This is a genomic window from Chromobacterium sp. FG22, assembly GCF_057809415.1.
The window spans coordinates 17,743-31,405 of the sequence record NZ_JBMDJX010000001.1; the positions used below are offsets into that span (position 1 = coordinate 17,743).

At 65.8% G+C, this 13,663-nt stretch carries 15 protein-coding genes; 8 read left to right on the plus strand and 7 right to left on the minus strand.

What is annotated here, in order from left to right; all coding sequences use genetic code 11:
- Positions 1 to 63: 63 nt before the first annotated feature.
- Both ACODSD_RS00100 and ACODSD_RS00105 read right to left on the minus strand, forming a co-directional pair.
- Positions 64 to 285 (minus strand): SlyX family protein, encoded by a 222-nt coding sequence (locus tag ACODSD_RS00100; RefSeq protein WP_107802046.1) that lies wholly within the window; start codon positions 283 to 285, stop codon positions 64 to 66.
- Positions 286 to 295: 10 nt separating this feature from the next.
- A complete protein-coding gene (locus tag ACODSD_RS00105) occupies positions 296 to 1,609 on the minus strand; it encodes a Na+/H+ antiporter family protein (protein ID WP_107801048.1) in 1,314 nt (437 codons plus the stop codon).
- A gap of 336 nt (positions 1,610 to 1,945) precedes the next feature.
- Between ACODSD_RS00105 and ACODSD_RS00110 the strand changes: the two genes are divergently transcribed.
- Positions 1,946 to 2,242, plus strand: coding sequence for a DUF2325 domain-containing protein (locus ACODSD_RS00110; RefSeq protein ID WP_107801047.1), 297 nt, complete (start codon positions 1,946 to 1,948; stop codon positions 2,240 to 2,242).
- Positions 2,239 to 2,397 carry a hypothetical protein gene (locus ACODSD_RS00115; protein WP_158274379.1) on the plus strand — a complete coding sequence of 53 codons (159 nt, stop codon included), beginning with the start codon at positions 2,239 to 2,241 and terminating at the stop codon, positions 2,395 to 2,397. Before ACODSD_RS00110 ends, ACODSD_RS00115 begins: the two co-directional genes overlap by 4 nt.
- Positions 2,398 to 2,412: 15 nt before the next feature.
- Here ACODSD_RS00115 and rlmH read toward each other — a convergent pair whose 3' ends face one another.
- From rlmH to ACODSD_RS00140, 5 genes are all read right to left on the minus strand, one after another.
- On the minus strand, positions 2,413 to 2,883 hold the full coding sequence (gene rlmH, locus ACODSD_RS00120; RefSeq protein ID WP_227105648.1) for a 23S rRNA (pseudouridine(1915)-N(3))-methyltransferase RlmH: 471 nt from the start codon (positions 2,881 to 2,883) through the stop codon (positions 2,413 to 2,415).
- A 75-nt stretch (positions 2,884 to 2,958) separates the two neighbouring features.
- Positions 2,959 to 3,327, minus strand: a complete 369-nt coding sequence (rsfS, locus tag ACODSD_RS00125) for a ribosome silencing factor (RefSeq protein ID WP_019101317.1) — start codon at positions 3,325 to 3,327, stop codon at positions 2,959 to 2,961.
- Between the two features lie 173 nt (positions 3,328 to 3,500).
- Positions 3,501 to 4,139, minus strand: a complete 639-nt coding sequence (nadD, locus tag ACODSD_RS00130; protein WP_199225946.1) for a nicotinate-nucleotide adenylyltransferase — start codon at positions 4,137 to 4,139, stop codon at positions 3,501 to 3,503.
- 4 nt (positions 4,140 to 4,143) lie between these two features.
- Positions 4,144 to 4,722: a beta-class carbonic anhydrase gene (locus tag ACODSD_RS00135; protein WP_107801045.1), complete on the minus strand. Its 579-nt coding sequence runs from the start codon at positions 4,720 to 4,722 to the stop codon at positions 4,144 to 4,146.
- Positions 4,723 to 4,977: 255 nt separating this feature from the next.
- Positions 4,978 to 6,015: a DUF2804 domain-containing protein gene (locus tag ACODSD_RS00140; protein WP_488876539.1), complete on the minus strand. Its 1,038-nt coding sequence runs from the start codon at positions 6,013 to 6,015 to the stop codon at positions 4,978 to 4,980.
- A gap of 160 nt (positions 6,016 to 6,175) precedes the next feature.
- Between ACODSD_RS00140 and ACODSD_RS00145 the strand changes: the two genes are divergently transcribed.
- The 6 genes from ACODSD_RS00145 to aceE all read left to right on the plus strand — a co-directional run bounded on the left by ACODSD_RS00145 (position 6,176) and on the right by aceE (position 13,543).
- A complete protein-coding gene (locus ACODSD_RS00145) occupies positions 6,176 to 6,490 on the plus strand; it encodes an ArsR/SmtB family transcription factor (protein WP_043589439.1) in 315 nt (104 codons plus the stop codon).
- Positions 6,490 to 6,921 carry a YeeE/YedE family protein gene (locus ACODSD_RS00150; protein WP_488876540.1) on the plus strand — a complete coding sequence of 144 codons (432 nt, stop codon included), beginning with the start codon at positions 6,490 to 6,492 and terminating at the stop codon, positions 6,919 to 6,921. The genes ACODSD_RS00145 and ACODSD_RS00150 overlap by 1 nt, the downstream gene beginning before the upstream one ends.
- A 2-nt stretch (positions 6,922 to 6,923) precedes the next feature.
- Positions 6,924 to 7,352 (plus strand): DUF6691 family protein, encoded by a 429-nt coding sequence (locus ACODSD_RS00155; protein ID WP_488876541.1) that lies wholly within the window; start codon positions 6,924 to 6,926, stop codon positions 7,350 to 7,352.
- Positions 7,349 to 9,073 (plus strand): SulP family inorganic anion transporter, encoded by a 1,725-nt coding sequence (locus tag ACODSD_RS00160; protein WP_488876542.1) that lies wholly within the window; start codon positions 7,349 to 7,351, stop codon positions 9,071 to 9,073. The genes ACODSD_RS00155 and ACODSD_RS00160 overlap by 4 nt, the downstream gene beginning before the upstream one ends.
- Positions 9,074 to 9,130: 57 nt before the next feature.
- Complete coding sequence (locus ACODSD_RS00165; protein ID WP_488876543.1) at positions 9,131 to 10,567, plus strand: M48 family metalloprotease; 1,437 nt, start codon at positions 9,131 to 9,133, stop codon at positions 10,565 to 10,567.
- Between the two features lie 312 nt (positions 10,568 to 10,879).
- A complete protein-coding gene (aceE, locus tag ACODSD_RS00170) occupies positions 10,880 to 13,543 on the plus strand; it encodes a pyruvate dehydrogenase (acetyl-transferring), homodimeric type (RefSeq protein WP_488876544.1) in 2,664 nt (887 codons plus the stop codon).
- The last annotated feature ends 120 nt before the right edge of the window (positions 13,544 to 13,663 follow it).

Sequence of the window (13,663 nt, forward strand, 5' to 3'; positions counted from 1 at the left end):
CGGTTTTCGCCTGGTCTCGCCTTAGCTCGCGAGACTTTGAACCGCTTCTAAACCGCCGCCGGCTCAATAATGCGGCGGAACCTCGTCGCGCAGGCTGAGGCCGGACGCGGCGTCGTCCGGCTGGGCCTGACGGAATTGCTGGTAGAGCAGACGCATCTGCTGTTGCAGCAACTCCATGTCTTTTTGCTGGCGCGCCACGGTGGCGTTCAGCGCGTCCAATAGTTCGTCCTGGAAGGCGAGCTTCACTTCCATTTCGGCCAGGCGGGCATCGATTTGATCATCCATGCCGGCCATTCTACAACACCATGGCCGCGATCCAGCCGGCCGCCAGCACAGGCAGGTTGTAGTGCAGGAAGGTGGGCAGCACGGTGTCGCGGATATGGTCGTGCTGGCCGTCCACGTTCAGGCCCGAAGTCGGGCCCAGCGTGGAGTCAGAAGCCGGCGAGCCGGCGTCGCCCAGCGCGCCGGCGGTGCCGATGATGGCCACGGTGGCCAGCGGCGAGAAGCCCAGGTGCATGCACAGGGGCACGTAGATGGCGGTGAGAATGGGCACGGTGGAGAAGGACGAGCCTATGCCCAGGGTCACCACCAGGCCCACCAGCAGCATGGCGAAGGCGGCCACGCCCTGATTGCCGGCGAACAGGCCGGCGCTGGCGGTCACCAGCGCGCCCACCTGGCCGGTGGCCTTCAGCACTTCCGCGAAGCCCTGGGCGGTGATCATGGTGAAGCCTATCATCGCCATCATCTTCATGCCTTCGTTGAACAGACCGTCCGCGTCCTTCCATTTCACCACGCCGGTGGCGAGGAAGAGCAGAAAGCCCGCCAGCGCGCCCATGATCATCGAATCGGTATACAGCTGCACCGCGAAGGCCAGCGTGATCGCCAGCAGCGCGGTGGCCAGCGATTTGCGGCTGACCTTGGCGCGGGTGCGTTCGGCGTTTTCTATCTTGCCCAGCGCGTACTGGCGCGGTTTGCGGTAGCTGACCAGCACCGCCCACAGCAGGCCGGCCAGCATGCCCAGCGCCGGTATCGCCATCGCGTGCATCACATTGACGCCGCGCACGTCCATGCCGGATTTGGCGATGTTGCCGAGCAGGATCTGCTTCAGAAAGATATCGCCGAAGCCCACCGGGAACACCATATAGGGCGTGACCAGGCCGAAGGTGATCACGCAGGCGACCAGGCGGCGGTCCAGGTGCAGCCGCGCCATCACATAGAGCAGCGGCGGCACCAGCAGCGGGATGAAGGCGATGTGGATGGGAACCAGGTTCTGACTGGCGACGCTGACCAGGGCCAGCAACAGGATCAAGGCCCATTTCAGTTTGCCTTGCGCGCCGCCTCGTTCCAGCCGCTTGATCGCCAGATCCGCCATCGCGTGGGGCAGGCCGGATTTGGCGATGGCAAGAGCGAAGGCGCCCAGCAGGGCGTAGGACAAGGCCACCGCGGCGCCGCCGGTGATGCCGTTGTTGAAGGCTTCCAGCGTGCGGGACAGGGACAGGCCGCCGCTAAGGCCGCCGATCAAGGCGCCGAGCAGCAGGCTGATGACGACGTGGGTGCGCAAGAGCGCCAGCCCGAGCATGACGATGACGGCCAGAAGAACTGCGTTCATTTGTATATACAGATCAATAGGTTGGGCGGATAGGCCGAGGGCGCGCAGCGTAGCGGGTTTCGGTTTTTCTGTCGATAGTTTTGCTGGCAAGGACGGGGGGAGGGGCGCGAGATGAGGCCAGCCGCGGCGGCGGGGGCGGCGTCTTGTTTTACCTAGAGATTTCAAAGGTTTGCCGAGTCGTCGTCGCGGAGGATGACGCGATGGGATCGCGGCGGCATTTATATATTTATTGGAAATAAAAAACTAATTTTATATATCTTTACTGCGCCATTACATCGGCTTAGAGTGAGGGCATGTCAAGGCGGCGTGCCGCGCCGCGCGAGAAGGAGGTGGCTGATGAACGCTCTGCTGATAGGCGCGGACAGCTTGGGGAATATTCCGGCGGTTCTGCAAAGCTACGATATCCGGATTTCCCGCCACATCTGCGGGCGCAACGTCGCGCATCAGCGCAAGGCGCCGCTGCCGGGCAAGCCGGATCTGTTGATCCTGCTCACCGATTTCCTGGGACACAATGTGATGCGCAATTACCGGGACAGCGCCCACGCGCTGGGCATTCCGGTGGTGGCCTGCCGCCGATCCGCCACCGCGGTGGAGCGGCGTTTGCAATATGAGGGCTGGAGGAAGCTGCCATGATTTTTTCAGGCAATGAAAATTGGTTGGACAGCCTGGCGCGCGCCGAGGGCTCGGCGCTGCCGCTGCGCGAGGATTCCGTCACGGTGGAATGGGCCGGATTGGCGCCGCCGCCCTTGCCGCCGCCCTTGGCGGCCCAGGCCTCGCCGCCGGCTTGATCCGCCAGCGTCCGTCTATTCGCGATGGTAGGGGTGGTTGTTGAGAATGGAATAGGCGCGGTAGATCTGCTCGGCCAACATCACCCGGACCATGCCGTGCGGCAGCGTCATCGCGGACAGTTGCAGCAGCACGTCGGCGCGTTGTTTCAGTTCCGCGGCCAGGCCGTCGGCGCCGCCGATGATGAAGGCCACATCGTCGCCGCCGGCCATCCATTCCTTCAGGCCTTCGGCCAGCCGCACCGAGGTCCAGTTCTTGCCGCGCTCGTCCATCACCACCAGCCGCGCGCGCGGCGGAAGGGCGGCGAGCAGCCGCTCGTGTTCGGCGGCGATGCCTTTTTCGGCGGTGACGCCGCCGCCGCGTTTCTCCGGCTTGATTTCCTTCAGTTCCAGCGTGATGTCGCGGCCAAAGCGCTTGGCGTAATCGCCGTAGGCTTCGTCGACCCAGCGCGGCATCTTGGTGCCGACGGCGAGAATAGTGATTTTCATCGTGTATGAGCCAGGGAGTAAAACGCAAACGGGGACTTGCGTCCCCGTTCTTGATGGCGGCTTAGCGCAGCCGGATCAGGTCGCCGACCACGGACGGCCGCCGGCCGGCAGGAAGCTGGGCTTCTGACCGCCCCACAGCGCTTCGATGTCGTAGTAGTCGCGCACCGCGGGCAGCATCACGTGCACCACCACGTCGCCGGCGTCCACCAGCACCCATTCGCCGCTTTCGTGGCCTTCGCTGCCGACGATGTCCACGCCGGCTTCCTTCAGCTTCACGTGCACGCTGTTGGCCAGCGCCTTGACCTGGCGGTTGGAGTCGCCGGTGGCCACGATCATGCACTGGAACAGCGAGGTCAGCTTGCTGGTGTCCAGTTCGATGATGTCCTTGCCCTTGACGTCTTCCAGGGCTTCGATCGCCAGCTTGGCAATGTCTTGCACTTCCATAATGTCCTTTTCCTATGCGGGGTCCGCGTCGGCCAGAGCCGGCGCAAAGCGGCCGCAAAATGGCGGGCGGGCCGGCGCGCGCAAGCGGCCGGCAGACCCGCCGTATTGCTTTTAAAGTGAATCGCTGCCGGCCGTCTGCTGACGGCCTGGCGGAAAGTGGCCGGACACGGCGGCTACACTGTCTGGTATAGCCGGTGTTGGCGGATATAGGCCAGCACCGCGGGCGGCAGCACATCGTCCACCGCGTCGCCGCGCGCCAGGCGCTGGCGGATGTCGGTGGCCGCGATGTCCACCGGCGGCAAGGCCAAGGGGCGGATTGTACCGGATGCGGTTCGATTTGAAAAATCAGAGACTTGCCGGGCGCGCCACAAGGGCCGCACCGGCGCGGGCAGCGAGGCGGGATCGAAGCCGGGGCGCAAGGCTACGGCCAGGTTGGCGAAACGCAACAGTTCGTCCCAGCGCTTCCAGGTGTGCAGCGCGGCCAGCGAGTCGCCGCCGATCAAAAACCACAATTCGGCGGCGGGGCCCAGCTCGGCGCGCAGTTCTTCCAGGGTGTCTATGGTGTAGGCCGCGCCGGGGCGGCGCACTTCGCGTTCGTCCACCGTCAGCCGCGGATGATCCGCCGCCGCCAGCTCCGCCATGGCGAGGCGCTGGGCCGGCGCGGCGTACGGGCCGTGGCTGCGATGATAGGGCCGGCCGGCCGGAATCAGCCTGACCTCGTCCAGCGCCAGCTCCGCGGCGAAGGCGTCGGCCATGCGCAGGTGGGCGTTGTGGATGGGGTCGAAGGTGCCGCCGAACAGGCCCAGACGCACCGGCTTACTCCGGTGCGTCGTCGTTCTGGTAGCCGTCGACGATGACTTCCAGCCGGCCGGTGGACGGATGGATCACCATGCCGTGCACCGGAACGTCCTTGGGCATCAGCGGATGGTTGCGGATGGTGTGCACGGTGTGGCGCACGCTGTCGGACACGTTGTCGAAGCCCTTCAGCCAGCCGTCCAGGTCGATGCCGGCCGCGCGCAGCGTGGCGATGGTGTCTTCCGACACGCCGCGTTCCATCGCATGGTCCAGCACGCGCTGCGGATCGACCGCGCGCATGCCGCAGTCGCGGTGAGCGACCACGCAGATCTCGTCGGCGCGCAGTTCGTATACGGCCATGATCAGGCTGCGCATCACCGAACCCCACGGGTGGGTGATCAGCGCGCCGGCGTTCTTGATCAGCTTGGCGTCGCCGTTCTTCAGGCCCATGGCCTTGGGCAGCAGTTCCACCAGCCGGGCGTCCATACAGGCCAGGACGGCCAGGCCTTTGCCGGGGAATTTGTCGGTCTTGAACTGCTCGTATTCGCGGTTTTCCACGAAGTGGCGGTTGTGTTCGAGCAGAGCGCTTAATCTATCCATGATGGCAATCTCCTACTGAGAGTCTGTTCATGAGCGTTCTGGCGCGGAGACGCAAAAGGATCATGGACAGGCTCTGACGCTGCGTTGGGTCGTTTAGAGAAAATACTCGGTTGCGGGCGCATCCTACCACTGTTGTTCCGGCCGGTCTTGTGTTTTCGCAAACCAGGGATTTCCCTGACTACAGCAGGGAATTTCGATGAACTCCAGACAATGGCGGCGAATGGGCGCTGGCGCGCCGCATCGAGCGGGCTACGTTCACCAACGCGACAGATGGTCCTCGGTCACGCCGAGCAAGTCGTCGACCACATGGACGGCGCCGTCGTCCGGGTCGCGGATCTGGCCGTTGAAGCGGCCGATAGGCTGCACATAGCGGCTGGCGGCGATCAGCAGATTCTTGTCTTCGCGGCGTGCCCCCTCCGGGGCGAAGCTCAGGTCCAGCAAGCCGTTGTCGCTGCGCATGCGCCAGCCCAGCAGCGGATCCTCCGGCTGGTAGTCGAAGCGCACCGGCCCCAGCCGGATCAGTTTGCCGCGCAGCCAGGCGGCGTTCTCGGTGTCGCCCATATAGCCTTGCTGCAGATTGAAGCCCAGTTCCAGCGAATGCGCGCTGGCCCAGCGCCAGCGGGTTTCCCGCGCCAGCAGGCCGTTGGAATAGTCGAGCGCCGCCACCGCGCCGTCCAGCGAGTAGCGCTGGTCCTGGCAGTCGGCGAAGCCGCTGATCCTGAGGCCGCCGCTTTTATGGGTGGAGTGGGCCAGCCAGTTGGCCGGCGCGATCACCGCCAGCACCGGCGGCATGTCCGTCAATTGAATGTGCGCGGCCAGCTTCAACTGCGGCGAGTCCACCGCCAGTTCCAGCCGCTCGCCGTCGCGGCGGAAGCTCAGCCGGCAGCGGCCGGCCTGGAAGGCGGCGTCGCCGAAGGCGCGGTCCTCGATTCGCGTGGACAGGCCGGGCAGGCCGTTGGCGCTGGCGGCGGCGATGACTTCGCCGCTCTTGCGGTCGAACAGATAGGCGAAGGCGGTGCCGGTCCAGCCAACGTCGACGATGGCGACGCCGATGAAAAAGGCCGGGTGGGCGATGGCCGCGTATTGCCAGCGCTTGTGATGCAGCCGGCGCGTCAGTCTTTGGTAAGGCGTGGTTTTCAGCGCGCGCCAGTCCAGCCGCTCGATGATGCCCTGGTACACGCCGAAGGCGGGAATGCCGCGCTCGTGCACCAGTTGCCTGGGGGCGGGCGGGAGGAGGGTGGAGGCCATGGCGGTGCTGGGCCGGGCCGGCGCCGCGGCTGGAAATAGGTTCATGGCCTTGAGTCTACAACAGTTTTTCCCGGCGCGATGGTGACTGATAGGCCATGTGGCGACGGGCGGACAGTGTGGCGCGGCGGTAACAGTTAGTTGATTTACATTATATTATAAAACATAATGTTTGCGACGCCGGATCGCGGCGGCGGGAGAACGAAATATGGATTTGAACATGCTGCGCGCCAATGCCGGCCGCGCTGCCTTATTGTTGAAGGGCCTGGCCAACGAGGACAGGCTGCTGCTGCTGTGTCAGCTGGTGGACGGCGAGAAATCGGTGTCGGAGCTGGAGCGTCTGACCGGCATCCGTCAGCCCTCCTTGTCGCAGCAGTTGGGCGTATTGCGCAATGAGGGCCTGGTGGCGACGCGGCGCGAAGGCAAATGGGTGTATTACAGCGTGGCCAGCGCCGACGCCCTGGCCTTGCTGAACGCCTTGCACGCGCTGTTCTGCGCCGACCAGCCGGCAGGGGCGGCGTGATGGCCGTGGATTGGGCGGCGTTCACGCCGTGGTCCGCCCTGTCGGGCGGGGTGTTGATAGGCGCGGCGGCGGGCTGGCTGGCTCTGTCGCACGGCCGCGTCGCCGGCATCAGCGGCATGGTGGCCGGCCTGCTGGGACGGCGGGTGGACTGGCGCGCGCGCTTGGCCTTTCTGCTGGGCCTGACGGCCGCGCCGGCGCTGTGGTGGCTGGCGGCGGGCGAATTGCCCGTCGTCAAGATCGAGGCCGGCGGCATGCGCTTGCTGGCCGCCGGCTTGCTGGTGGGCCTCGGTGCGGGCCTGGGCTCCGGCTGCACCAGCGGCCACGGCGTTTGCGGGCTGGCGCGCATGTCGCCGCGCTCCTTGGCGGCGACGGCGGCCTTTATGTTCGCCGGCTTCGTGGCGGTGGCCGTGTTCAGACATTGGGGGGCGTGAAGATGGCGGCGGAGTGGAAGCGCTTATTGTCGATGGCGGGCGCGGGCCTGTTGTTCGGCCTGGGACTGTTGCTGTCCGGCATGGCCAATCCGGCCAAGGTGCTGGCCTTTCTGGATCTGGGCGGCGTTTGGGACCCCAGCCTGGCGTTGGTGATGGCTGGCGCCGTCGTCGCGGCCTGGCCGGCTTTCCGTCTGGCCGAGCGCCGCCCGCGCGCGTTCTTGGGCGAGCCGGCGTCTTGGCCGGTCAAGACGCCGCTGACGCGCCGGCTGATAGGCGGCAGCCTCTTGTTCGGCATTGGCTGGGGCCTGGCCGGCATCTGTCCGGGGCCGGCCTTGTTGCTGGGCGGCATGTTGTCGCCGCAGAGCGCTTGGTTTTTGCCGGCGATGGCGGCCGGCCTGTGGCTGGCCGGACGACTGGAGCGGCGCGGATGAGGCTCTGGCTGCCTGCCTGGCTGCGCGGCTACCGGCGCGCCTACTTGCCGGGCGATCTGGGCGCGGGCCTGGTGGTGACCCTGCTGTTGGCGCCGCAAGGGCTGGCTTACGCGCTGGTGGCCGGCTTGCCGGCGCAGGCGGGTTTGTACGCCAGCATCGCGCCCTTGCTGATTTACGCGCTGGCCGGCCGCAGCCACGCGCAGTCGGTGGGACCGATGGCGATGACTTCCTTATTGGTGGCGGCCACGCTGTCGCGGCTGGCCGAGCCGGGTTCGGGAGATTATCTGGCGCTGGCCATCGGCCTGGCGCTGTTGTCCGGCGCGATGCTGGCGGCGCTGGGCCTGCTGAGGCTGGGCTTCGTCGCCGATCTCTTGTCCGAGCCGGTGCTGGCGGCCTTCACTTCGGCGTCGGCCTTGCTGATCGTGTTGTCGCAGCTGGGGCCCTTGCTGGGCGTGCAGGCCGGCGGCGCGTCCTTGCCGCAGCTGCTGGCCGGGCTGTGGCGAGCGGCCGAAGGGTTCAATTCCGCCGCGCTCTTGCTCGGCGCTCCGGCCTTGGCCTTGCTGCTGCTGGCGCGTTGGCTGGGCGAACCGCTGCTGCGCCGCTGCGGCCTGAGCGCGCCGGCGCGGCAATTATGGCTGCGGCTGGCGCCGCTATTGGCGGTGCTGCTGGGCATGGGGCTGGTGGCCGGCCTGGATTTGCGCTCCGCCTTGCCGGTGGTGGGCGAGATCCCGCCGGGCCTGCCGGCGCCGACCTGGCCGGGGCTGAGCCTGGAGCAGTGGTCGCAGCTGGCCTTGCCGGCCTTTTTCATCGCGCTGATCAATTACGTGCAGAGCCTGGCGGTGGCCCAGGCGCTGGCGCAGCGCCGCGGCGACGAGGTGGATCCGGACCGGGAGCTGTTGGCGCTGGGCCTGTGCAATATCGGCGCCGGCCTGTCCGGCGGCTTCCCGGTCACCGGCGGGCTGACCCGCTCCATGGTCAACGCCGAGGCCGGGGCCCAGACTCAACTGGCCTCGGTGATCGCCGCCCTGGGCCTCATGCTGCTGGCCGGCTTCGCCGCCGCGGCGCTGGCCTTGCTGCCGCTATCGGTATTGGCGGCGATGATCATCGCCTCGGTCAGCGCCATGATACGTTTCGACAGCCTGCGCCTGGCCTGGCGCGTCGATCGCGCCGATGCGGCGGCGTTCGCGCTGACCTTTGTTCTGGTGCTGTGGCTGGGGGTGGACTCCGGCATCGTCGCCGGCGTGCTGATGTCGCTGGCGGCCATGTTGTGGCGCAGCAGCCGGCCGCATATCGCCGAACTGGGCCGGCTGCCGGGCAGTCATCATTTCCGCAATCGGCTGCGTTTCGCGGTGGAGCGCCTGCCCGGCGCGCTGTTTCTGCGCGTGGACGAAAGCCTGTTCTTCGGCAACGCCCGCCAGGTGCGCGGCGAGACGCTGCGCCGGCTGGCCGCCCAGGCCGGAAGCACGCGATTGGTGCTGATCATGAGCGCGGTCAATCGCGTGGATACCAGCGCCTTGCTGATGCTGGCGCGGCTGGACGCGGAGCTGGCGGCGCGCGGCGTGACGCTGCACCTGGCCGAGATCAAGGGGCCGGTGGCGCAGCGGATGGAGGGCGGCGGTCTGTTGGCCGGTTTCAACGGCCGCGTGCACTTGAGCGCGCAAGCGGCGTGGGAGGCGCTGACCGCGCCGCGGCGGGACGGCGGGGACGCTCATACTCTTTGACAGTTGATGTTGCGCCGCCTCATGCAACTTGTGGGCGAACCTGGCTATCATAGCCGGATGACCAAACAGACCCTGCTGGCCGGCGTGCTGGCGCTGAGCTTGTTGCACCCGTCCGTCAGCTATGCCGATTTGCCCGATCTGGGCGAGGTGTCGGACGCCTCGCTGACGCTGGCGGATGAAAACCGCATCGGCCGCCAGGCCTGGCGCGCCATGCTGGAGGCGGGAGACATCGTCGACGATCAGGAGGTCAACGATTACCTCAACGATATCGGCGGCCGGCTCTCCAGCGGCGTCAAGCTGCCCGGCGTCGGTTTCACCTATTTCTGCGTCAACGACAGCGGCATCAACGCCTTCGCCATGCCCGGCGGCTATATCGGCATCAATATCGGACTGCTGCTGGCGACCCAGAGCGAAGGCGAGCTCGCCTCGGTGCTGGGGCATGAAACCGCCCACGTCGCCCAGCGCCACATCGCGCGGATGAAGGCGGCCAGCAGCGCCACCAGCCCCTTGCTGTTGTTGGGCACCATCATCGCCGCCGCGCTGGCGGCCAAGGCCGGCAGCGGCCAGGGCGCGATGGGCGTGGTGTCCGCCGGCATGGGGCTGTCGATTTCCAACCAACTGGCGTTTTCGCGCGATTTCGAACGCGAAGCCGACCGCGTCGGCATGCAATACATGAGCCAGGCCGGCTTCGACGTGCGCAGCATGCCGGCTTTCTTTCAGCGGCTGCAGCTGAACGAGCGTTACAGCGACAACGCGGCGCTGGCCTTCCTGCGCACCCACCCGGTGACGCTGGAGCGCATCAGCGAAGCGGAAAACCGAGCGCTGGACTACCCGGTGAAGATGCGCGCCGACAGCGTCGACTACCTGCTGGTGCGCGAGAAACTGCGCGCCGCGACGCTGACGCCGGACGAAGGGGAGCGCTATTACGAGGCGGCGCTGGACCGCGGCCTGTACCTGAACGAGGGCGCGCAGTGGTATGGTCTGGCCCAGGTCAAGCTGCGTCAGCGCGATATCGCCGGCGCGCGCCAGGCGCTGGCCAAGGCGCGGACCAAGCTGCCGGACCACCCGATGCTGCGGGGCCTGGACGTGGCGATAGAGCGCGAACGCAAGGACTGGCCGGCCGCCCGCAACGCGGCGCGCGCCGGGCTGGCCCGTTTTCCGCAGAGCCTGTCGCTGCAGTTGCTGGACATCGACGTCGCCATCGCCAGCGGCGACAGCCTGGGCGCGCTGGCCCTGATCAAGACTCAGCTGAACCGCCATCCGGACAATCCGGGGCTGTATCGGCGCCAGGCCAGCTTGTACGCCGACCGCGACCCGCTGCGTTACCACGCGGCCTTGGGCAACGCCTTCTATCATGAACAGCGCTACCAGCCGGCGATGGAGCAGTTCCAACTGGCCGGCAAGGCCAAGGGCGACGATTTCTACCTGCGCTCCTCAATCGAAGCGCGCATCCGCGAACTGGACCGGCTCGTCCGGGACGAGAGAAAGAAGTAAGCGCGCAACTGAAACGAATGTTTCAATTTGCGACAGTAAATCGCAAAAAAACAACATGGTGCGGCGCAATAACCGCTGTTTTCCGCCCCGAAACAAGCGTTAGTACGCTTGACCTATTCCTTTGTGAAAGCCGGAAGACGTACACTTGCTCAAGATACGGCGCTCTTTTCGCAAATGAACATTTTTATTTGCGATTGCGTTCGTTTATAATCTGAAGCTAATAAATAGGTTCGAATTCGAGCCGATTGCAATAACGCGGGGCCGCGCAGTGCTACATACGGCCCCCGATCCACCTTGCTGTGAGGACCAGAGATGGCTGCAACTTTCCCTGACGATATCGATCCGTTGGAAACCCAGGAATGGACTGAAGCGCTGGAGTCGGTGCTGGATGCCGAAGGCCCGGAACGCGCGCATTACCTGTTGGAGAAACTGGTCGAGCGCACCCGCCGCCGCGGCGCCCATCTGCCGTTTGACGCCACCACCGCATACCAGAACAGCATTCCGCTCGGCAAAGAAGTGAAGTCGCCGGGCAACCACGAGATGGAGCATCGCATCCGCTCGATCAACCGCTGGAACGCCGCCGCTTTGGTGCTGCGCGCCGGCAAGAAGGATCTGGAGCTGGGCGGCCACATCGCCTCCTTCCAATCCTCCGCCACCCTGTACGACGTGGGCTTCAACCACTTCTGGCGCGCCCAGAACGATGAGCAAGACGGCGATCTGATCTACTTCCAAGGCCACATTTCCCCGGGCGTGTACGCACGCGCCTTCATGGAAGGCCGCCTGTCCGCCGAGCAGCTGGACAGCTTCCGCCAGGAAGTGGACGGCAACGGCCTGTCCTCCTATCCGCACCCGTGGCTGATGAAGGACTTCTGGCAGTTCCCGACCGTATCGATGGGTCTGGGCCCCTTGATGGCCATCTACCAAGCCCGCTTCCTCAAGTACCTGGAAAGCCGCGGTCTGGCCAAGACCCACGGCCGCAAAGTCTGGTGTTTCTGCGGCGATGGCGAGATGGACGAGCCGGAATCCCTGGGCGCCATCTCCATGGCCGCCCGCGAAGGCCTGGACAACCTGATCTTCGTGGTCAACTGCAACCTGCAGCGTCTGGACGGCCCGGTGCGCGGCAATGGCAAGATTATCCAGGAGCTGGAAGGCGACTTCCGCGGTTCCGGCTGGAACGTGCTGAAAGTGATCTGGGGCTCGCGTTGGGACCCGCTGCTGGCGATGGACAGCAAGGGCCTGCTGAAGAAGCGCATGGACGAGTGCGTGGACGGCGACTACCAGACCTTCAAATCCAAGGACGGCGCTTACGTTCGCGAACACTTCTTCGGCAAGTACCCGGAGCTGCGCGAAATGGTCGCCAATATGTCCGACGACGAGATCTGGGCGCTGAACCGCGGCGGCCATGACCCGCACAAGGTGTACGCCGCCTACCACGAGGCGTCCAACAGCGCCAACGGCCGTCCGACCGTGATCCTGGCCAAGACCATCAAGGGTTACGGCATGGGCGCGTCCGGCGAAGCCAAGAACATCGCGCACCAGGCCAAGAAAATGGATCTGGATTCGCTGCGCAAATTCCGCGACCGCTTCGGCATTCCGGTGTCCGACGAGGACTTGGCGAACGTGCCGTACTACCTGCCGGCCGAAGACAGCCCGGAAATGAAGTACATGCGCGAACGCCGCGCCGAGCTGGGCGGCTACCTGCCGGCCCGCAAGCCGGTGACCACCGCGCTGCAAACGCCGGAACTGTCCGTATTCGACGCGCAGCTGCAAGCGTCCGGCGACCGCGAGTTCTCCACCACCATGGCCTTCGTCCGCATGCTGGGCACCATCATGAAGGACAAGAACATCGGCCAGCGCGTAGTGCCCATCGTGCCGGACGAGTCCCGCACCTTCGGCATGGAAGGCATGTTCCGCCAGTACGGCATCTGGTCCACCCAGGGTCAGAACTACGTGCCGCAGGATCATGACCAGCTGATGTTCTACAAGGAATCCAAGGACGGCCAGATCCTGCAGGAGGGCATCAACGAGCCGGGCGCGATGGCCGACTGGATCGCCGCGGCGACCAGCTACGCCAACAGCAGCCAGCAGATGATTCCGTTCTACATCTACTACTCGATGTTCGGCTTCCAGCGCATCGGCGACCTGGCCTGGGCCGCTGGCGACATGCGCGCCCGCGGCTTCCTGCTGGGCGGCACCGCCGGCCGCACCACGCTGAACGGCGAAGGCCTGCAGCACGAAGACGGCCACAGCCACATCCAGGCCGGCCTGATCCCGAACTGCATCAGCTACGACCCGACCTTCGCCTACGAACTGGCGGTGATCGTACAGGACGGTCTGCGCCGCATGTACGCGGAGCAGGAAGACGTCTTCTACTACCTGACCCTGATGAACGAAAACTACGTTCACCCGGCGATGCCGGCGGGCGCGGAAGAGGGCATCCTGAAAGGCATGTATCTGCTGCAGGACGGCGGCGACGCCCAGGTGAAAGTGCAGCTGATGGGCTCCGGCACCATTCTGCGCGAAGTGATGGCCGCGGCCGATCTGCTGAAGGCCGACTTCGGCATCGGCGCCGACATCTGGAGCGTGACCTCCTTCAACCAGCTGCGCCGCGACGGCATGGAAGCCGAGCGTCACAACCTGCTGAACCCGACCGCCGAAGCGCGGGCCTCCTACGTGGCCCAGCAGTTGTCCGGCCGTCAGGGTCCGGTGGTGGCCGCGACCGACTACATCCGCAACTACGCCGACCAGATCCGCGAATACGTTCCGGGCCGTTACGTGGTGCTGGGCACCGACGGCTTCGGCCGTTCCGACAGCCGCGCCAACCTGCGTTCCTTCTTCGAGGTGGATCGCTACCACGTGGCGCTGGCGGCCTTGTCCGCACTGGCGCGCGACGGCAAGATCGAAGCGTCCAAGGTGGCCGAGGCGATCGCCAAGTACGGCATCAAGACCGACAAGCTGCCTAGCTGGAAGGTGTAATCGCAGAGCGGAAGCCCCGGTTCAGGCCGGGGTCTTCCGCCTTTGCATGGCAAGCGAATCTGTAGCGGATATCCGGCGGCAAGCCCCGACAGGGGCTTCCGCCTTACGAATGGAAAGCTC